11 protein-coding genes and 1 pseudogene are annotated in these 21,729 nt (G+C 42.3%); 3 read left to right on the forward strand and 9 right to left on the reverse strand.

Annotated features, from left to right (window positions below; translation table 11 throughout):
- Positions 1-60: 60 nt before the first annotated feature.
- The 3 genes and pseudogenes from B5Y40_RS27105 to B5Y40_RS29500 all read right to left on the reverse strand — a co-directional run bounded on the left by B5Y40_RS27105 (position 61) and on the right by B5Y40_RS29500 (position 6,274).
- Positions 61-1,266 (reverse strand): efflux RND transporter periplasmic adaptor subunit, encoded by a 1,206-nt coding sequence (locus B5Y40_RS27105; RefSeq protein ID WP_079689973.1) that lies wholly within the window; start codon positions 1,264-1,266, stop codon positions 61-63.
- Positions 1,267-1,338: 72 nt separating this feature from the next.
- Positions 1,339-5,749 (reverse strand): annotated as a pseudogene (locus B5Y40_RS27115) (CusA/CzcA family heavy metal efflux RND transporter).
- 171 nt (positions 5,750-5,920) lie between these two features.
- On the reverse strand, positions 5,921-6,274 hold the full coding sequence (locus tag B5Y40_RS29500) for a DUF6660 family protein (protein WP_159453826.1): 354 nt from the start codon (positions 6,272-6,274) through the stop codon (positions 5,921-5,923).
- 151 nt (positions 6,275-6,425) lie between these two features.
- Between B5Y40_RS29500 and B5Y40_RS27120 the strand changes: the two genes are divergently transcribed.
- Together B5Y40_RS27120 and B5Y40_RS27125 are read left to right on the forward strand one after the other, a co-directional pair.
- Positions 6,426-8,303, forward strand: coding sequence for a DUF1800 domain-containing protein (locus B5Y40_RS27120; protein WP_079689976.1), 1,878 nt, complete (start codon positions 6,426-6,428; stop codon positions 8,301-8,303).
- Positions 8,304-8,330: 27 nt separating this feature from the next.
- Positions 8,331-9,596, forward strand: a complete 1,266-nt coding sequence (locus B5Y40_RS27125) for a DUF1501 domain-containing protein (protein ID WP_079689977.1) — start codon at positions 8,331-8,333, stop codon at positions 9,594-9,596.
- 110 nt (positions 9,597-9,706) lie between these two features.
- Here the strand turns inward: B5Y40_RS27125 and B5Y40_RS27130 are convergent, their stop codons facing one another.
- Complete coding sequence (locus tag B5Y40_RS27130) at positions 9,707-13,915, reverse strand: hybrid sensor histidine kinase/response regulator (RefSeq protein WP_079689978.1); 4,209 nt, start codon at positions 13,913-13,915, stop codon at positions 9,707-9,709.
- 280 nt (positions 13,916-14,195) lie between these two features.
- On the opposite strand from B5Y40_RS27130, the gene B5Y40_RS27135 reads away from it, so the two are divergent.
- Positions 14,196-15,098, forward strand: a complete 903-nt coding sequence (locus B5Y40_RS27135) for a glycoside hydrolase family 43 protein (RefSeq protein ID WP_079689979.1) — start codon at positions 14,196-14,198, stop codon at positions 15,096-15,098.
- A gap of 67 nt (positions 15,099-15,165) precedes the next feature.
- Here B5Y40_RS27135 and B5Y40_RS27140 read toward each other — a convergent pair whose 3' ends face one another.
- The 5 genes from B5Y40_RS27140 to B5Y40_RS27165 all read right to left on the reverse strand — a co-directional run bounded on the left by B5Y40_RS27140 (position 15,166) and on the right by B5Y40_RS27165 (position 21,015).
- On the reverse strand, positions 15,166-17,880 hold the full coding sequence (locus B5Y40_RS27140; RefSeq protein ID WP_245840832.1) for an ABC transporter permease: 2,715 nt from the start codon (positions 17,878-17,880) through the stop codon (positions 15,166-15,168).
- 7 nt (positions 17,881-17,887) lie between these two features.
- Entirely contained in the window at positions 17,888-18,220 is a 333-nt protein-coding gene (locus tag B5Y40_RS27145) for a PadR family transcriptional regulator (protein WP_079689980.1), read from the reverse strand.
- A gap of 101 nt (positions 18,221-18,321) precedes the next feature.
- Positions 18,322-19,416 carry a Gfo/Idh/MocA family protein gene (locus tag B5Y40_RS27150; protein ID WP_079689981.1) on the reverse strand — a complete coding sequence of 365 codons (1,095 nt, stop codon included), beginning with the start codon at positions 19,414-19,416 and terminating at the stop codon, positions 18,322-18,324.
- A gap of 607 nt (positions 19,417-20,023) precedes the next feature.
- Positions 20,024-20,551, reverse strand: coding sequence for a ferritin (locus B5Y40_RS27160; RefSeq protein WP_079689983.1), 528 nt, complete (start codon positions 20,549-20,551; stop codon positions 20,024-20,026).
- A 110-nt stretch (positions 20,552-20,661) separates the two neighbouring features.
- Entirely contained in the window at positions 20,662-21,015 is a 354-nt protein-coding gene (locus B5Y40_RS27165) for a hypothetical protein (RefSeq protein WP_079689984.1), read from the reverse strand.
- Between the last annotated feature and the right edge of the window lie 714 nt (positions 21,016-21,729).

Below are 21,729 nucleotides of genomic sequence, written 5' to 3' on the forward strand. Positions count from 1 at the left end.
TATATTTTTAATGATATCGTGACCTAAAAATAAAGTTCAGTAAATACTTAGAAGAACACCTTAATGCGCATGTCCTTCTTCTTCACTATTCTTAATCTTTGACAAAATGGAATAGGCACCTGTTACTACCACTTGGCTTTGTTCGTTTAGCGTATCTGGTACCGTTACTTCCGTATACCCTAATTCACTGTTGCCAATCTGAATTTCAACCATGGCAAAGTGCTGACCTTCCTCTGTTTCGTGTTTCGGTTCATTGCCTTCTTTTTCTGTATGCGCTTCATCCGCTACCGGAATGAATATATACTTTTTACCCTGGAAATCAATGATCGCTTCATCCGGCAACGCAGATACCAGTGCACCTCCGGTTTCAACATTTGCTTTGAGATACATTCCTGGAAGCAATTCTTTATCTTCCTTATCAATATGACAATGGATGCGGACACTCCGATCCTGGCCGATCTCTCTGCCGATCAGATATACTGTGGCCATGCGCTCTTGTGTTTCGTTTGCAAGCGTGAACCTTACCCGTTGTCCAATCCGTAATTTCAAAACATCCTTTTCAAAAACAGTAAGCTCTGCGTGCAAGTGTTCAGTGTCAACAATCTCAAAGAGTATATCGGAAGGACTTACAAACTTTCCAATGTTTACATTCACTTGCGTGACATAGCCACTGATTTGCGCATATACATTTCCAGTACTGGTAATATTACCTTTCTCTAATTCCGACAGATTTATATTGATCAGTTTCAGCTTCGCTAACAATCCGTTCTTTTTGGCGAGCCAACTTTGATAATTTGATTTCGCCTGCTGCAGTGTCTTCTGTGCATTTACATTTTCCTTCGCCAGCTCCTGTTGGCGCTCATAGTCTGCTTTCGAAAACTCGAACTGATTGACGGCCTCCAGATAGTCTTGCTGAAGTTGTATATAGTCTGCATTTTCAATCACAGCAATCAGCTGACCTTTACGCACACGTGACCCTTGCAGTAGCGTAGTGCTTTTTAAAAACCCTCCCAACGGAACCGACACACTCACAAGTTGCTGGGGAGGTACATCCAATATACCGTTGGCCTTGATCGTTCCACTGATCTGTCTGCGTTCAATTTTACCGAGTGTAATGCCTGCGGTTTTAATCTGTGCTTCTGTTAATGTTGCTGCATTCTCTTCTTCTTCATGATGCGCTTCGGTTGCTTCAGGTTGTTCCTTGCTTCCGCATGAATATAGCAGCGTGACTATAATGGTTAATACTATATATTTTAAAAGTCTCATTGTTATTCTATTTGAATGATGTCTTACTTTATACTTGACGATATTCATCATGACTAATCGGTATATTTTGTTTTATTGAATACCCGCCAGAAACTCCAGGTGTATAACGGATTGGTTCAGGTTGTTCAAGCTGTTGAGATAATTTTCACGGATCTGCATAGCATTTCGCACCGCCAGCCAATACTCCGTATAGTCTATCTCACCATTCTTGAAAGCAATGTCGGATTGCTTCAATATCAACGCTGCATTCGCCAATGCTGCGCCTTGGTAAAAATTCACACTGCTCTTGTTTTTAATATACTCCTGAGCGCTTTGTTGCCATTGTGCCAACATTACGGTTTGACTCAATTCAAACTGCGTTTGCACTTTTTGTCGATGTATAGCGGCAGCTTTTACTTTCGCAGATTGAGGACCGAACCACAACGGTATAGCAAGTCCAACCTGGAAACCCTGGAAGCGATCGCTTTTGGTAGCGAGCTCGCCACTTGCATTTACCGGTGTCCCGATGAGCGTCTGGTTGAAGTAGCCTATACTCAGGTCCGGAAGCACTTTAGCACTCGCCACTTTTTTCTCATTGGCAGCAATCTCTTTCAACTGTTTAAGATAAGCCATGTTTGGATTTCGACTAATCGAAACGCTGTCCAATGGCAAGCCGAGCTTTCGTTCAGACAACTCCGTAGCTGCTATCGTAACGGGATGGCTACTGTTCATGAGTACCGCCAACTGCTGCTGATAAATCTGAATATCGGCCTGGATCTGCGCAAGCTGATTCAGCACCTCATTGCGCTGCGTTTCCGCAGTTGTCTTCTCCAGCATACGCGTTTCACCGGTACGATATCGAAGGTCAGTTGCCTTTACAAAATTAGTATAGATGCTGTCTTGCTGCTCAAGCAATGCCTCACGCGCCACCAGGTATAAGAGGTGATGGTATACTTGCCTTACCTGATATACCAACTCATTTTCAGTAACAGCTTTTCGAAATTCTGCGCCTTTCACAAGTGATCTATCCAAAGCATTCTGTGAGGTGAATACCGTAGGGAATGGTATACTCTGCGAGATCGTAATGTTATTATCCGTCTTCACATAGCTGTTGTACTGCCCCTGCATATACATCACGTTTGTTTTACCGATGTCCGTTGCCGTGCGCCTGATCTGCTGCTGGTATTCAATATCCAGCGAAGCTGCTTCTATATTTTTATTTTTCTGAAGCGTTTGTTGAATTGCCTCTTCAAGTGTAACCGTACTTTGCTGTGCTATAGCAAACCCACCGGAACAAACCATGATTCCCATCAGTACTGATTGCGTGCACGTTATCACCCTCCGGTATATATCTACAATACTATATTTCCGTTTCATTGTCTTTAGCCTTTTTTAAGTGAATATTTTCAAAGTATATATACAAACATGGCAGCACAATGAGTGTAAGGATAGTCGAGCTTATCAAACCACCGATCACCACCGTTGCCAGGGGTTTCTGTACCTCTGCTCCCGCACTGGTTGTCAGCGCCATAGGTAAGAAACCCAGTGAGGCTACTGCAGCCGTCATAAGCACAGGGCGCAACCGAACTGCAGTTCCCTTCAAAATGACTTGCTCCAGGTCCGTGAGCCCTTCCTTTTTAAGCCTGTTAAACTCTGCTATCAATACAATACCATTAAGTACAGCAACACCGAACAACGCAATGAAGCCCACCCCTGCCGATATACTGAAGGGCATTCCTCTCAGAAGCAAGGCAAGTACACCACCAATGGCAGCCATGGGTATAGCTGTAAAAATGAGAAGCGATTGTTTTACGGAATGAAAAGTAAAGAACAGCAGGAGAAAAATAAGTGCAAGCGCTGCTGGAACTGCTACAGACAACCGGTCTTGTGCCGCCTGAAGATTTTCGAACTGGCCGCCATATATAGGGTAATAGCCTGGTGGAAACTTTACCTGTTGCTCGATTTTTTGTTGTATCTCTTTTACAACACCTGCAATATCTCTCCCGCGCACATTGAAGCCGACTATAATTCTTCGCTTGGCATCCTCGCGCTGAATTTGATTTGGACCGACTTTAAATTCTACGTCTGCCAATTGAGTTAAGGGTACCTGGTTTCCATCGCGAGTGGTAACAAACAGATTCTGAACATCAGCAATTTGTTGACGATGTTGTGTATTGAGACGCACCACGAGGTCGTAACGTTTTTCACCTTCATATACCAATCCCGCTGATTGTCCTGCGAAGGCCGTGTTGATGGCTTGGTTAACGGTCGCTATACTTACACCATACTTAGCAATCTCATCACGGTTTATCTTTACTACGATCTGTGGCAGCCCTGTTACTTCTTCAATATATAGATCGCGAGCGCCCGTTACATTTTTTACTACGCCTGCCACTCGCTTTGATAAGTCAGTGAGTGTCTCGAGGTCTTCACCAAATATTTTAACCGCTATATCTTGCCGGACACCTGTCATCAATTCATTAAAACGCATTTGTATTGGCTGTTGAAATCCGAATGACACACCCGGAACAACTTCAAGTGCCTCACTCATTTTCTCAGCCAGCGCATCACGGGTATGTGCCTTGATCCAATCTTCCTTAGGCTTTAGAATTACCATTAAATCGCAGGCTTCAATTGGCATTGGATCCGTTGGAATTTCTGATGACCCGATTTTAGCAACGACTTCCTCTACTTCATTGGGAAATTCCTGTAGCAGAACAGCAGATCCTTTTTGTGCTGCTTCAATCGTATAGGACAAACTGCTTCCTGTGAGAACGCGTGTCTCAATGGCAAAATCTCCTTCATCCAGTGTCGGCAAAAATTCTCCGCCCATGTTTGCAAATAAGAAGAGACTTACCGCGAAGAGTATCACTGCTGTAGCAACCACTATAAATTTGTACTGTAGCGAACTTCGAAGTGCAGGTGTATAGATGCGATGGAAAAAATCCATCATCTTATCCGATAAATTTCTCTCACGTTTCGGACTCTTGCTCAGAAAGAGTGCAGACATCATCGGTATATAGGTGATGGAAAGAATAAAGGCCCCTATTATAGCGAACCCTACCGTTTGTGCCATCGGTTTAAACATCTTCCCCTCTACTCCTACAAGTGCCAGGATCGGCAGATATACTATTAAAATTATAATTTCACCGAACGCGGCCGATGTTCGTATGCGTGATGCAGCGGTATATACTTCTTCGTCCATCTCGCGTTGCGTTAACCGCTTTGTTATCGTACGAAAGCCAAGGTAATGCATCGTGGCCTCAACAATGATAACGGCTCCATCTACAATCAATCCAAAGTCTATGGCACCAAGGCTCATCAGGTTTCCGGATACACCAAAGATATACATCATGGAAATAGCAAAGAGCATGGCCAGCGGAATTACCGATGCTACTATAAGACCAGCACGCAGGTTACCGAGAAACAGTACCAGCACTACAATTACAATCAACGCACCTTCAATGAGATTTTTTTCAACTGTTCCAATCGTCCTTTCTACGAGTTCACTTCTGTCCAGGAATGCATCAATCTCAAGTCCTTCGGGAAGTGTCTTTTCAATTTGTGCTATACGCTCCTTTACACGCTTAACGACAGCATTGGAATTTTCACCTTTCAGCATCATCACGATAGCGCCTACTACTTCGCCTTCATTATTATAGGTCATGGCGCCAAAGCGATTCGCATGTCCAAACTGAATGCTCGCTACATCGCGGATCAAAACCGGCATTCCGGTAGTTGTATTTTTAATAACAATCTTCCCTATATCTTCCTCTGTGGTGATGAGCCCTTCGCTCCTGATAAAGTATGCATTCGGTTTTTTATCTATATAGGCACCTCCGGTATTTTGATTGTTCTGCTCAAGTGCTGTAAATATCTGTTCGAGACCAAGATCATAGCTTCGGAGTTTATCGGGATCTATAGCAATTTCATACTGCTTTAAATATCCACCGAAGCTCGCAACTTCAGCTACACCTTCGGTACCTAGCAGTTGCCTGCGTACAATCCAATCCTGAAAACTGCGAAGTTCCATTACTGTATACTTCTCTTCGAAACCTTTTTTAGGGCGAATTATATACTGAAAAATCTCACCAAGGCCCGTTGTTACAGGTGCAAGCTCCGGCTTCCCTATACCCGGAGGAATCTGACTGGTTGCGACCACCAGCCGTTCATTTACTTGTTGCCGTGCCCAGTATACATCGATATGTTCTTTAAATACAATCGTAACGACTGAAAGTCCGAAACGAGAGAAACTTCTGATCTCATGTATACCCGGTATAGTAGCCATAGTTTGCTCTACCGGAAACGTAACGAGGCGTTCAATGTCGAGTGCCGATTGTGATGGCGCTACGGTTATGATCTGCACCTGGTTATTGGTTATATCCGGAACGGCATCAATAGGCAGCCGGGAAATTGAATAGGCTCCTCCTATAATCAAGGCTATTATAAAGAGCCCGATCACCAGCTTATTGTCAATAGAATACCGGATGATTCTGTCTAACATAGTTCTTGTCTGAAATAGTAAATATCATTGAAAATAAAGGTCCATTCATGACCTGTAGTCTATACAATATATCATAAAGGTATAGCAGTCCACTTGTGTTAAAGAAGACTTACCTTATATCTATATACTGTACTGGTTTATGATGACGGCCGGATTATGCCATGCTGTTTTTTACGAAAGCCTTGGCGGTTGCCAGATAGCGTTATGGGAACTCAATAAAGATCGTTCCTGATAGGGAATTGTAAATTTTGTATTGTGACTAAAATGACGCGGTATAGCAATTTCCAAAACGGTGAGCCGTATATGGGTAGCACAGCAAGAGCAAATGCAGAGCGGTGAGCAATGATCTGCTTCTGCCTGATGCTGCTCATTGTCATTCAAACTTACCTGCGCTGATCCGGATGATAATTCGTCCGCACAGGTATAGCGATCCATACATGGATAACATGCCAGCACCAGCATGTAAAGTGAAAATATGATCGCTGTAAATCGCACAGCCCAAAGATAGCGGATGAAACGATGCAATAGGATTGCATGTAGATAAAATTTAACTCGCTCGTCCCCATAACCGGCTATTAATCGAATCCCTTCGACTTATTAACGCGATCAATATTTTTTAACGAGGCGAGTAAACCATCTTCCAATTGTAAAGTCTAATGCCTATAAAGAATTATGTATGATTGATACAAAACACCGCTGGCTATTTCTTCTGGTCACTATAATTGTGCTGCTGAATGGAATTATGCTTTCAGCCTCCATTTCTCAATCACAAGCAGATCCGCCACCGTCCTATCGCTTCCCCTATGCACAGGCAGGTCTAACAAGAGAGCAGGCAGCCGCTCACCTAGTCAGTCGGTTTACATACGGTGTTGTACCGGGACAGATTGAAGATATAGTAAACATGGGGCTTGAGAATTGGTTTCAACAACAATTGACGGCTAACCTAAAGGATGACAAAGTTAATGCGCTGTTGGATGACTACGATGCTCTAAAATTAAGTAATGCCGACATCGTAAATACTTACTTTAAAAACGCACAAATTTTACGTATGGCTATAGCTGATGGCGTGATCGACAGAGATTCAGCAAAACTTAACAAAGGTGAATACCGAGATCAACTGAAGGATTATGCCAAGAAAAAACAGATTAAGCCAGAACGCGAGCTTATCCGTCAATTTAGTAGTCAAAAAATAATTCGTGCAGTATATACTAACAATCAGTTACAGGAAGTACTTGCCGAGTTCTGGTTCAATCATTTTAATATATCCTTTACCAAAAAGATCTGTGCGCAGTTTATTCCTGGTTATGAAAGAGATGCTATACGTCCACACGCATTGGGAGCGTTTGAAGATCTTCTCGTTTCAACAGCTAAATCTCCTGCCATGCTTTTATACCTCGACAACTTTAGCAGTGTTGGTACAAAAGATACTATAGCAGAAAAAAAACAAGAAAAAAAAGGAAGAATGAAAGGGCTTAATGAAAATTATGCCCGTGAAGTTATGGAATTACACACGTTAGGTGTTGATGGTGGATACACGCAGAACGATGTTACAGAAGCGGCAAGAATTCTTACCGGCTGGACACTATACCCTATAGGAAAAGAAAATTTTGGGAATAGTTATAAAAAATTACTGGAAAGAGAAGGAGAAGATAAATTGAAAGCGCGTGGTTTTATACATGATGGAGATTTTCTATTTACCCCTAATCGTCATGACACTGGTAAAAAAATAGTTATGGGTAAATCATTTCCACCAGGCAAGGGATATGAGGAAGGGCTGCAATTGTTAACGTTCCTTGCACATCACCCTGCTACAGCAAAATTTATATCCACCAAGATTGCCACCAGATTTGTTAGCGATGAACCACCCGTGAGACTGATTGAAAAAATGGCTAAGACCTTTCTTGAAAGAAACGGAGATATAAAGCAAGTCTTAATTACCATGGTATCTTCAACCGAGTTCTGGGAACCGTCTGCTATACGGGCAAAAACAAAATCACCACTTGAAGTAGCTGTCAGCAGTCTACGGGCCCTGAACGCAGAAGTATACAAGCCGTACGAAATATATACCTGGATAACGCGAATGGGCCAGCCGCTATATTTCTACCAGGCTCCGACTGGTTTCCCCGACAGGGGCCAATACTGGATCAACACCGGCTCATTGCTAAACCGGATGAACTTTGGCCTCGCATTAGCAGACGGACGAATACCTGGTGTAAAATTTAATCTACTGGCGCTGAACAAAAACCATGAACCCGAAAGTGCGGAAGATGCATTGATTACCTATAGCAAACTTCTATTACCAGAAAGAAATGTAGAGGAGACTGTAAAACGCCTTACACCATTACTCAACGCCCAGAACCTGGATCAAAAAATAAATGAAGCTGCAGGGAGTGCAGCTTCGGATTCAACCATGCGTATGGCTACAACGGATAGCCTAAGCGGCGAAGCACTCATGTTGATGAATCCACTGACACAGACAACCGGGCAAAGTAAATATAGACTGTCCCAGGTAATTGGTATTCTACTGGGATCTCCTGAGTTTCAAAGAAGATAAATAACACACAAGAAAAAATATAAACACATGGTAACACGAAGAGGTTTTCTAAAAGCTGGTGGACTAACCTTGTTTGGCATTGGTATAGGAGGAGTTCCATCCTTTATGGCGCGCGCAGCTTCGAGTAGTAAAATCATGGCACCGTATCGAAAAAATAAAGTACTCGTCTGTATATTCCAGCGTGGTGCCATGGATGGACTTATGGCTGTAACGCCTTTTACTGATATATACCTCAAGGCTGCACGCCCTACTTTATTTATGTCTGCCGCAAAAGAAAAAGCTGACAAACCTTTAATTGATCTTGACGGACGTTTCGGGCTCCATCCTTCTCTGCAGGTTTTTGAATCACTCTTTCATGAAAAGCAGCTTGCTATAGTACACGGCATGGGCTCACCAAACACTACCCGTTCACATTTTGATGCACAAGACTATATGGAGTCGGGCACTCCCTTTAACAAGAATACTCCCAGTGGCTGGCTCAATCGCGCTGTTGGGTTACTCGGGCATGAAGCAACGCCCTTCCAGGCTGTTAGCGTCACTTCATCTTTACCTCGTTCGCTATACGGAAATCATGCTGCTCTGGCGATCAAAGACTTAAAAGATTTTACCGTTCAGTTAAAAGGTAATCCGGCTGGTGCATCTGTGGCGGCTAAAAGTTTTGAAGAGCTATATGACCAAACTTCCTCTTCATTGTTAAAAGAAACAAGTAAGGAAAGTTTTGACGCTGTTAAAATGCTGCAACTTGCCGATGTTCGTAACTATACTCCTGCCAATGGGGCAAGTTATCCGAACAGTCCTTTAGGGAATTCATTAAAACAGATTGCTCAACTTATAAAAATGGATGTTGGGTTGGAAGTTGCTTTTGCTGAATCGGGAGGATGGGATACTCATTTCAATCAAGGCACTTACAACGGTATGTTTGCACGCAATGTAACGGATCTCAGCAATAGTATCATTGCTTTTTGGCGTGATATTGAAATGTATCAGGACGACATCACCGTTATGACAATGACCGAATTCGGAAGAACGGTAAAACAAAATGGGACCGGCGGTACGGATCACGGCAGAGCTTCCTGTTCTTTCATTTTAGGAAATAATGTACAGGGTGGAAAAGTACATGGTACGGTAAATCCTCTCGCTATAGAAAACCTGGAAGATGGTCGCGACCTTGCTGTTACTACTGATTTCAGAAGTATATTCAGTGAAGTTGCCAGCATACATTTAAAACTGGAAAACAAAAATACATTGTTCCCGGACTGGCATGGAAATACGATTGGTGTTATGAAAGCATAGAGAAACTGTTGCTTGGGGTGCTGTTACTTAGCCGGCAAGGGAGGTGCTTATGCTTTGAAAGTAATGGTCGCTTCTATTTATGCTCCAAGAAGACTATAGATTTTTATTACCTATACGCCATTGAGACTTCGCTTGCTTGTGTACTGCGAGGCATTCTCGAGTGCTTTCAGTATATCTTCCAGACGCATGGGCTTGCTTACATAAGCATCCATACCGGCTTCGATGCACTGCTCCTTATCGCCCTGCATGGTATTCGCAGTCATAGCAATGATAAACGATCCGGACTTCAATTCATGGCGCAATATTCGCGTGGCTTCGAGCCCATCCATTTCGGGCATCTGTACATCCATCAGTATAACATCGTATTGTTTCGAGCGCATTTCGTTCAGCACTTCCACGCCATTGTTAACAACCTTCGGAGTATATCCAAGCTTATTCAGAATTCGTACAGCAAGTTTCTGGTTTACCATATTATCATCTGCAACCAGAATCGTAAGCGGATTGATGCTTGCAAACTCTACCGAGAGTTGCTTTGCAGTTTGTACACTCCGCACTTGTACCTTCCGCTCGTGGCGTAGGGCCTGAAATATAGTCTCATTCAATTGCGTCTGATGAACTGGCTTGGTAAGTATATGAAAGAATAATTCAGAAAGTTCAATCGTCTTGTCTGTACCCAGCGAAGAAAGCAATACAATTGGAAGTGAAGGATACCGGCTTCGGATCATTTTTCCCAAGGCAACACCATCGGTTATCGGCATGTGATAATCCGTTATGACCAAGTCTATCGAATGTCCTTCATATAGTATATCCATCGCCTGAGCCGCTGATTGAGCCACAACGGGAATAAGTTTCCACTGTTCCAGCTGCGTTTTCAGAATCATACGGTTCGTTTCGTTGTCATCCACTACCAAAACACGCTTCCCGATACAATCGTTGGGATTCAGGTATACATATTTCTGAAATGCTTCTTCTGCGGAATTGGTTTTGATCGTAAAAGAAAAAACGGAACCAACGGATGGCGTACTGGTCATAGATATCTCTCCACCCATTAACTGCACAAGCTTCTCGCATATAGCAAGGCCGAGTCCTGTGCCGCCATACTTACGGGTGGTAGATGAATCAACTTGCGCAAATGATTTGAACAGCAGATGCTGTTTATTTTCCGGTATACCTATACCTGTATCGCGTACCGAGAACTTCAAAAATAATGCATCATCCTGCGAAGCTATATCTTTTGACGCCGCTATATTTACAAAGATCTCGCCTTCAGTGGTAAATTTTATAGCATTGGACACAAGATTTAATAACACCTGCCGGACGCGTGTACTGTCTCCTATAATTTTACTCGGTACATTCGGCTCGATTTGGTAGATAAGGTCTAATCCTATTTTTGCGGCTTTCCCTGCAAACACATCGAGTACACTTTCCACACATGACCGGAGATCAAAAGAGATCTGCTCAAGTTCCATTTTACCGGATTCAATTTTAGAAAAGTCAAGTATATCATTGATTACGGTTAGCAGGTTATCACCACAACTACGAATGGTTTCTGTATACTCGAATTGCTCTGCCGTAAGCGGAGTTTCCGCCAGCAGCGAAGCCATACCGATAACCCCATTCATCGGTGTCCTGATCTCGTGACTCATGGTGGCCAGAAATATACTCTTGGCTTTGTTTGCTTGTTCAGCTTCATTCCTTGCATCTTCGGCTTCCGCTTTCTGTGTGGTAAGCTCGCCATTGATCTCTCTCAAAAACTGGGCTTGAGCTTCCAGGATCTCCTTCTGCCCTACTACTTCTGCGGTGCGCTCGTTCACGATCCGTTCAAGTATATTTCGTTGGCGCTTTACGGAGTTGATCCTGACCCAATAAAACGTAAACGCACCACCAATAAGCACCAGGGCTACCGTTGCACGGAACCAGAACGTTAGCCAGAATGGTGGTGTGATAATAATGTCTATAGCAGTACCTTCGGTATTCCATACACCATCATTATTTGAAGCTTTCACATAGAAAGTATATTTGCCAGGGTCGAGGTTGGTATACGTTGCGAAATGTTTATTCCCCACATAGTTCCAATCTTTATCGAAGCCCTCCAAACGATATGCGTATTGATTATTCTCCGGTGATGTATAATTCAATGCCGAAAACTCAAATGAAAACACAGACTGGTCGTACGATAATCGAATCTCGTTAGTCTCCCCTATATGTGATTTTAGAATTTTGTTATTGCGACTTGAAACTGATTTATTGAAGAGCTGAAAATCGGTGATGACTACCGGAGGTATAGCAGGGTTATCGACAATGCTGTCCGGGTGAAATACATTGAAGCCGTTGTTACCACCAAAGTACATCTGGCCATCGCGCGTACGAAGTGAACTGTTAAAACCAAAGGAATTTCCCTGTAAGCCATCGGCAACCGTAAAGTTTCTAAAAGTTTTCTTTACAGGATCAAATTTACTTAACCCTTTATTTGTACCAATCCATAAATTACCATGCAGGTCTTCTTCTATACTCATGGTCGCATTACTTGGAAGTCCGTCCTTGATCTGATACGTGGTGAATCTTTTAGTTTCTCTGTCAAAACGATCCAGCCCACCCGTTGTGCAGAACCAGATATACCCCTTGCTATCCTCAAATATATCCTGTATCGTATTGTTGCTGATGCTGAACGGATCACGTTCATCGTGCGCATAGTTGGTGAACTGCTGCGTCTCGGGATCAAAGCTATCCACACCACTTAATTCTGTGCCAATCCAGAGTATACCTTTACTGTCTTGAAAAGCAAGAAATACCCGGTTGCTGCTGAGGCTTGTTGAAGCAACAGGATCATGCAAGTAACGGGTGATTTGCTTTGTCTTTCCATCCAGTTTATTGATACCACCCGAAAAAAAAGAGATCCATATATTATTATCGCGGTCGTTTATTACACCAAAGACTTCGTTTACGGTCAGGCTATTCTCATCACCCGGTATATGTTTATAGTGTGTAAATTTTTGTTTAGCTCTATCATAGAAATTCAGACCACCGGCCCACGTGCCAGCCCAAACATTTTCGTCCTTATCCAGCGCAATAGCCGTTGCATAATCACCACTCATGCTATTGGATTTCGCATTGTGCTTATAGGCTATAAATGTTCGCGCTAGCGGATCAAAAGCATTTATACCACCACCATCTGCGGCTATCCATATAGTGCCACTTTTATCTTCTGCAAAGCCACGAACATCATTGTCGCTTAGACTCTGCGGATCGCCCGGATCATGTATATAGTGCGTAAACTTTTTTCGGCTCCAGTCCAGGAAATTTACCCCTGCGCTTGCTGTGCCCACCCACATGTTATTCGCGGGGTCACGATAGAGTACGTGAATTGAATTTTGAATCAGGCCACTCGCATCATTGTTACTGTTACCATATGTAGAGATCTTACCGGTTTTCTTATCCAGAATGCAGAGTCCACCATTTTCGGTGCCGATCCAGATACGACCTTCTGCATCCTCGTTCAGCGCCATGGTCTCGTTATTGCTCAGACTATATTTGTTATCCGGATCGTTGCTATATTGTTTGAATGTACCGGTCTTTTCGTTGAATACATTTACACCACCACCCTTTGTAGCTACCCATATATTACCTTCCTTATCCATGAAAAGATCCCGTACAAATTCCGCGCTTAGCGAACCTACACCATTACCGGGCTTATAGTGTGCAAATTTATTTTCAGAGACATTAAACCGATCCAGACCTTCTACTGTACCAATCCATATATTCCCCTTCAGATCTTCCTGTATATCCGTAATCTCACTGGAAACGATACTCGAAACATTGCCGGCTTCATGTATATACTTGGTCAGTTTACTGCGAATCCTGTCCAGTTTACAAAGTCCTTGATCAGTTCCAATCCATATATTTCCAAGCCGATCTTCGTGTAGTGCTTCAACGTTGTTGCTCGGGATATTATACGGTTCACGGCCAGCTTTATATTGCACGAACGAATCGGTTTTACGATCGTATTTACTTAGACCAGAAAAAGTAGCGATCCAAAGAAAACCGTCTTTGTCTTCGAGTATATCTGCAATAAGGCTTCCACTAATGCTTGTAGAATCGCCAATTATATTTTTATATACTACCAGTTTATTACCATCATATTTATTCAGTCCATCGCGGGTTCCAAACCATATAAAGCCCCGCTTGTCCTGAAGAATACACCGGATGTGATTGTCCTCCAGTATAACAGTTTTAAATTTCAGGTTATGTTGCGCTTCCGCACCAAAAGACAGCAATAATATCAGGATTGTTATTCTGAAGAATGAAACCGAAGTAACCATGCGCTGGAAATATAGAGTTGGAGATTGCCGGAGTATACTGTCTTAAAGAAAAAAATTTGATTGAATGCTATTGCAAGAAGCTCTTCAATTTCTCGACAAGGTCGCCAATCATACCACAAAGCGCATCAGGAAAAAGCGCAAATAACCTAAGAGGAATGCGTAGAAAAAATTGCTGTCGTCTAACTATATGTTGCAACATAGATGATCAAATTCACAACAGGACTCGCTACGAGGCACTGGCACCATTTTTTTTATTGGATTAAACTTTAATGAAGCCAACATGGCAGCACTCGACAATACTTTACAATCCGGGAATCCAATTATCAGGCATACCTATACGGCTGATCCAACGGTGTTGGAATATAACGGCACAGTATATCTATATACAGGTCATGACGAAGCACCACCGGGAGAACATCGCTATATCATGAACAAATGGCTTTGCTTTTCTTCGCAGGATCTTATTCACTGGACAGAACATCCCGTAAATTTTAAAGCAACAGATTTCAAGTGGGCGAAGGGTGATGCATACGCATCGAACGTGGTTGAGCGCCATGGTAAATTCTATTGGTATACTGCGGTTACACACGGCACGCTTCCTGGTAAAGCTATCGGTGTTGCAGTGGCGGATTCTCCGGTGGGTCCGTTTACCGATGCAATCGGTGCTGCACTCATAACAAGTCAGGTTGATGGTATGCTTCCCGATACTGATAATTTTGATCCGTCAGTTTTAATTGATGATGACGATCAAACCTATATATTCTGGGGAAAGAATATATGCTATTACGCCAGGCTTCATAAAAATATGATCGCACTGGAAGGCCCTGTCAAAAGATTAACTTTGCCTAAATTCATGGAAGGCGCTCACATCCATAAACGGAACGGTTGGTATTATCTATCGTATGGTTATGATTTTCCTGAAAAAGTAGCGTATGCTATGAGCAGGCAAATTGATGGCCCCTGGGAGTTTAAAGGTATACTAAATGAAATTGCTGGCAACTGCGAAACGAACCGTCCTGCTATTATCGACTTTAAAGGAAAGTCATATTTCTTTTATCACAACGGAGGTCTCAAAGAAGGTGGAAGTCACAGACGATCCGTCTGCCTGGATTATCTATATTATAATAAAGATGGCACCACGCAACGCGTGGTTATGACATCAGAAGGTGTTGAACCGGCCTGATACATATACTATTATATCAAAGCCTTTATTCATTCCAGAACAAAGGCTTTGATACAAAATATATACACTATTCATTTTTTAATGATTTCACCGGGTCCGAAGTTGCTGCACGGATTGATTGATAGCTGATGGTAAGCGTAGCAATGAGCAACGCTGTTATGCCTGCCAGTATATATACCACTATACCAATTTCAGTCTTATAGGCATAGTTCTGGAGCCACCAGTTAACACTATACCAGGCTATAGGAGAAGCCAGTACAAATGCTATGATAACGAGCTTTCCGAATTCACGGGATAGCAACATCACGATGCTGCTTACAGAAGCACCCAATACCTTGCGTATACCGATTTCCTTTGTACGTTGCTCGGTTGTAAATGCAGTAAGTGCAAATAATCCGAGACAGGCTATAATGATAGCGAGGGTAGCAAATGTACCTAAGATTTTTCCAAGCCGTTGCTCCGCGCTGTACATTCGTCCGAAATCATCATTTAAAAAAGAATATTGAAAAGGTTGATCAGGCGCTACGCGCTTCCATATCTTTTCAATGTCATTGATAACTTCCTGTGCGTTTGATGCTTTAAAACGGAAGCTCACAAAGCCATCGCTTGAATTCATGAAAAGTCCTAATGCAGATATACTTTCTTTCATGGAAGAGAAATGGAAGTTTTCAACTACTCCGATAACAGTCCTCGATTTTACCTGTGAAGGATCAGGCGATCCATCCGGCTTCTGTCCGCTGAAATGACTGATTCTTTTTCCAATCGGATCATCTCCTAAACCGAATTGTATGACACCCGCTTCATTCAGTATAACCGCTGAGGAATCAGAAGGAAAATCAGAAGAGAAGGCGCGACCTTTCTTTATTTTCATCCCCATGGTTTTCACATAGTCGACATCTACAGACCAGTTCTGAAGGCTCACCATGTTTTCGGCTACGGCAGCATTGCCTTCTCTCCAGAATACATTATCGTTTCGATACGTTCCTTCTACCGGCAGGTATCCAGATATACTTCCACTTTCAATGGAAGTCATCCGAAGTACTTCATCCTTAAAAGACTGTACATTGGGTCGCAGTGCATAGGCATCCTGAACTATAATCACCTGATCTTTTTCAAAGCCAAGATTCTTATTCTGTATATAGTTGAGTTGTTGATTCACTGTAATTGCTCCTACAATCAGAAAGATGGAAATCACAAATTGGAATACTACCAACGCACTGCGGATCAATCCGCTTTTCATACCCAGTGATATATTTCCTTTTAACACATGTGCAGGCTTAAAGGCTGACAGAAAAAAGGATGGATATACTCCTGCCATCAAACCGATCACGAGAGCAGCTACCAACAATGTCCCATAAAAAAGCGGATCGCTCCAGGGAAGATGCAGGTCTTTTAATGCCAGAGAATTAAAGATCGGCAGTAACAACGCTGATATACCCAATGCTATGAAAAATGAAAATATAGTAATGAGCGTAGATTCGGTGAGAAACTGCCTTATTAAATGAGAGCGCAGCGAACCCATCACTTTTCGTACACCAACTTCTTTCGCACGATTGGCTGAACGTGCTGTCGACATGTTCATAAAGTTGATGCAGGCAATGATCAGTATAAATGCTGCGATAGTGGCAAAGAGGTATATATAGGTTATGTTACCGTTGTTTTCGAACTCGCCCAATTGGTGCGACTTCAAGTGTATATCCAGCAAAGGCATTAACGTAATCTCATATATATTCCCAGCAGCCCTGAATTTTTCCATCGTGAAATCGTTGCCTAACACCTGAGCGATCTGAGGTCCTACATGTGTCTCGATAAAACCAGCCAGCTTTGTTTCCAATTGTTTTGCATCTGTATTCTCCTTTACCAGGATATAGGTTTGAAAATTATTACTCATGTAGGCTGTCGATTGCGCTTCCTGGGCTACCGGCCAATCCCCTACCATCGGAATCAGTATATCAAAATGAAAGTGTGATGCCTCGGGAATATCTTCATATACGATTGTAACTTTTGTGCTATATTTATTATCCAGGATCAACGTCTTCCCAATTGCACTTGTATTTGGGAAATATTTATCAGCAGTACGCTTGCTGATCGCGATACAACCAGGATCTTTTAATGCAAGGGCAGCATTGCCTTCCAGTACAGGAACGGAAAAAATATTAAAAAACGAACTGTCTGTCCAGATAACATTTTGCTCTTTGATATTTATAGCACCGTCCTCCGACTTTACTAAATAAGAACCATAGCTTCTAAAGCGTACAGCGGCTTGTATCTCCGGATAGTCCTGCAACAAGGTGTGTGCGGTTGGAGCAGAGCTGGATGCTAAATGCATATAATTTCCTCCGAACTTAATCTCATTATGCACCCTGTATATACGATCTGCTTTGGTGTTAAATGTATCGTACTGAAGTTCATCTATAATAAACAACATAATAATGAGGCATGCCGAAACTCCGATGGCGAGGCCCGCTATATTTATAAAAGAATAGAAGCCTTGCTTACGCAGATTTCGTAAGCCGATGATGATGTAGTTTCGTAACATATTTTTTGCCTTATGATTTTCTTCCTGTAAGATCTGTTTTTGTGTCGCAAGCAATCCGGAGGTGTGTCCAAAAGACTTAAGCACGTGATGATATGCATCTATAAACCGGACGCTGTGCTTCATCTCTACCTCTACAGCAGAACATATATGATCAATCATTTCCTCTTCTATACCATCTACTACTATACCACGGTATTGCAGATCTTTAATAATATAGTCGATATGATCGTTGGTTAATTGCATTACGCGATTACTTAAAGTCTACCTGCAAAACATTCTCCATGGTTTGAATGAATCGGATGAATTCATTCACCCGTTCCTTTACCAGGCTCTTTCCTTCTGTCGTCAAAGTATAGTACTTACGAACACGCCTGCCGAGCATAACCGTCTCTGTCTTCAATAAGCCATCTGCTTCGAGTTTATGCAATGTAGGATATAGTGCACCTTCGGTAAGCAGTAAACTACCGTCCGATAATTCCTTTACACATTGCGTGATCTCGTAACCATACATTTTGCCATGGTCCTTCAATACTTTCAATACGATAGTCTGGAGTGTTCCTTTTAACAATTCGGGTGAATGCATAATAGTCTTATTACCTAAGTAAGTTAGGTATTAGACGCGATTCATAAAAATAAGGTTACACGTTAAAAATGCCGAATGTGAAAATTTATCTGGCGGCAGACTTATTGTGCGATTTTAATTACCCGACCTTCTTTGGCGGACTGCCTGGCGGCCTCCAGAATTTCAACAACGATGAGATTGTTTTCCAAGGAAGATAAATCCGTAGCGTTCAGTTTTACTTCGCCACGCACTACTGCAGCCAGGTATGCAAACGGATCGTGATAAGGTTTCTCCAACACCGGGCTAACTATATATTCTTCCGGTTTATCAGCGGCAGTCTTTATTTTACTCCCCTGGCGATCTGCGATGATATATCCTGTTTCACCATATAGCTCCATGTCCTTACGACCGAAAGGCCAGTTCCAGGAGGCTTGTATTATACCTTGTCCGTCCGGATATGTAACGATAATCGTTGCTTCATCTTCCACCCGCGGATATATACCGGGCTTCAATTGTTGTGTTGTAGCCGAAACTGTTAAAGGTCGTTTTCCATTCTTCAGCCACGTCAGCAGGTTTGCACCGTAGCATCCAAAGTCCATCAGCGCACCTCCACCATTCTTTACCGGATCTGTTAACCAATCCAGAAATTCTTTTCCAACACCAATTTCTTTTGGCCCTTGATGCCCATCATGAATAACAGCCTTACGAAGTTTACCCAACGGTTGTGTTTTTATGAACATCTCCTCCACATTCCGGTTACTGCCGTACCATGTAGTTTCATAATTCGTGAGTACATATATACTATATTTCTGTGCGAGCGCCTGGATCTGCCGTGCATGATCGAGGCTTACGGCGAGCGGCTTCTCTACCATCACATGAATCTTTCGAGGTGCACAAGCTTTTACAATTTCAAGATGATCGAATGTGCTACTGAAACCAGTTACGGCTTCCGGTTTAGATTTATCCAGCATCTCGCTTACTGAAGAATATAGTAACGTAAGTGGAAGATTATACTTTTTACAATATTGCTCAGCCAGTACCCGATCTGGTTCTGCGATTCCTACAATCTCTATATCACCATCATCAGCCCGATCGAGAATCCATCCCACATGTCCATGCGTTAACCCTGCTACACCTATACGAAAAGGTTTTACTTTTTGCTGTGATTGTCCGGTAACCGAAGCAAGCATCAGGATAATAAAAATGGATTTGAACATGCGCTTTTCATTTGGAGTATATCCCCAGTTTAGTAATTATCAAGGGAACACACAATGCTTTAATGGTTGACTGGCGTGAATGTTATCTGAACACTAAATAAATAAAAAAGGCCGAAGAAATTCTTCAGCCTATAGTATAGATGTGCTCCTTGTAAATTTCTAACTCACTTCGACTTTACTTAGGACGATGTGGGGTCAAATACTCATTGAGTAAACCAGCAGCCATTTCTTCAGTGACTTGAAGATGCCATTCATTTTTGGGCATCACTGCGACTATAGGTCCCATTTTGCAGCGGTCTGTACATCCGGTTTTAATAATCTGGACGCGTGACTTTAGATGGTGATGCTTGGCCTCACCCTTAAGCTGCTTATATAATTGCTTTCCGCCCGACTTTTTACATTTACTGCCACAGCAAACATAAAACACGCATTCAGGTGAGCGGGAGAAGTGTTTCATCGTTTCTTGATTTAATATGCAAGGTAACGATTTAACCTTACCTCAATAGTTTGTCGTGTGTGTCCAAAGGACGATTGGTTGTGGATCTGAATTAAAATAAAAAGGCTGTCATGGTATATGACAGCCTTTTTAAATATTCTATTAGTAAGATTAATCTTTCTTCTTGAGATCGTGGATCTCGCGATCAATGTCAAATATAGCGTCCTTCGAATTCATCTGATCAAAAATTTCGATACAGCGGCGAGCCTGTTTCTCTTCTTCATATTGTTCATCGAGGTACCACTGTAGGAACCGCGCAGTCTGGTAGTCGCGTGCCTTCTGGCAATGCTCGGTCATCTTGTTGAAGTTCTCAGTAATCTGGATTTCTTGTTCCAGCGACATAACCAAGATCGAGCGGAGATCCGTGAAGTTACGTTCGATGTTACTAGTTTCCGGAGAGACAGCCAGACCACCAGCATGCGTGATGTAATTAAAGATTTTCATCATATGCTCACGCTCTTCATCGGCTTGCTTTCTGAAGAACTCTCCTGTTCCACGGAGACCTTGTGCATAACACCAGGCCGACATAGAGAGGTATAATGCAGATGAATGTGCTTCCACTGCCATTTGTTGATTAAGAATCTCCTGAACACTTTCCTGTAAAGATGTTTTCTGACGAAGTATTGATGTTGAGTTCATTTTCAAGTTTGTTTGTCTAATAAGAAGAAGTTACTTCCTTGACAAATATATTTTGTATGAGCACAAGCTTCCAACTAAAGAAGGATCTATGTTGGTAATTTAGAAGAAGTCTACTTCAATTCAGACAATTCCAGTGTGGACTGTGGAAAGATGGAGCTTCGAAGAAGAAGGTCCTGTAACTTAAGTTCGTACATCATTTGACCATATAAAGATCTCAGCCTTGCAAAGTCACGAAGGCTAACAACCACAGCTCTACCTTTGCCAGAAAGCGGTACGCTCACGCAGTCGCAATCATTTGAAAGATCTGTGATGTAAGCTTCTATATCGGTGCCAACCATAGAGGAATATGTGAGCATAAATTCGCAGGTTGACTGCTTAATGTCTTGATCACCAATCACAAGCGTGAAAGAATTCCCTGAGTGGGTAAGTGAAAGAGGAAGAACTTTGTTAAGAAGGAGTTCCAATTTATTCGGATTTGATACTCAAAAATACCATCTATATTTTACTTATACCAAATCTAATTAGAAAAATTCTAAATAACATTGCAAAAAACATTACAAGCTGGATAGATGAAGGTCGCTTCACCAAGAAGGATTCTTACCATTGTCATTTGAAACCCAAAGAAGTAAAGAAATCCTCTCCACCAGAGATGATTTTATTAAGTCACCTATGCCCTCCACGCGCGATACCAATGTAGAGGCCCTTGACCTATCAAATATTGATAAGAGAGCATGCAAAAAAGACGAAGCCGGATAAAAGTGAGCTCAAAGGACAAAGTAAAGAGTATATATAGCTTATGTAGAAGGAATGCTTGATGACGAATCGAGTCATCTGAATACAGAACTTATAAAAATGAAATACGATAAGGCAAATACAACTTTATTAAAAGAGAAAGCATCCTTGGAAATGGATAACGACAAAGATATATACAAAAGGTAACAGAACATTTAATCTATTCAGGCACTCAGATAAGTTTATGAAGAGATAAGCGTTCCTATTAGGCAAAATAGCCGAGGTTGAACTTCTAAGGAAAACTGATTGTAAAGTTTTATCACTTAGAGCATTGATAGCAAAGGAGCCTTCGTGACTGAGTGGTCTAAAATAAAAAAGGCAGAAGAAAGTCTTCAGCCTTTAAGATGTGCACTCGCAGGGATTCAAACCCCGAACCTTCCCGACTG

The organism is Ohtaekwangia koreensis (assembly GCF_900167975.1).
In the GTDB taxonomy this organism is placed as follows: Bacteria; Bacteroidota; Bacteroidia; order Cytophagales; family Cyclobacteriaceae; genus Ohtaekwangia; species Ohtaekwangia koreensis.

What these genes read in the sequence shown, in the direction of transcription:
- B5Y40_RS27135 (WP_079689979.1), top strand. Translation starts at nt 14,196, where the DNA reads ATGGCAGCACTCGACAATACTTTACAATCCGGGAATCCAATTATCAGG.
- B5Y40_RS27130 (WP_079689978.1), bottom strand. Translation starts at nt 13,915, where the DNA reads ATGGTTACTTCGGTTTCATTCTTCAGAATAACAATCCTGATATTATTG.
- B5Y40_RS27125 (WP_079689977.1), top strand. Translation starts at nt 8,331, where the DNA reads ATGGTAACACGAAGAGGTTTTCTAAAAGCTGGTGGACTAACCTTGTTT.
- B5Y40_RS27150 (WP_079689981.1), bottom strand. Translation starts at nt 19,416, where the DNA reads ATGTTCAAATCCATTTTTATTATCCTGATGCTTGCTTCGGTTACCGGA.
- B5Y40_RS27140 (WP_245840832.1), bottom strand. Translation starts at nt 17,880, where the DNA reads ATGCAATTAACCAACGATCATATCGACTATATTATTAAAGATCTGCAA.
- B5Y40_RS27160 (WP_079689983.1), bottom strand. Translation starts at nt 20,551, where the DNA reads ATGAACTCAACATCAATACTTCGTCAGAAAACATCTTTACAGGAAAGT.
- B5Y40_RS27145 (WP_079689980.1), bottom strand. Translation starts at nt 18,220, where the DNA reads ATGCATTCACCCGAATTGTTAAAAGGAACACTCCAGACTATCGTATTG.
- B5Y40_RS27105 (WP_079689973.1), bottom strand. Translation starts at nt 1,266, where the DNA reads ATGAGACTTTTAAAATATATAGTATTAACCATTATAGTCACGCTGCTA.
- B5Y40_RS27120 (WP_079689976.1), top strand. Translation starts at nt 6,426, where the DNA reads ATGATTGATACAAAACACCGCTGGCTATTTCTTCTGGTCACTATAATT.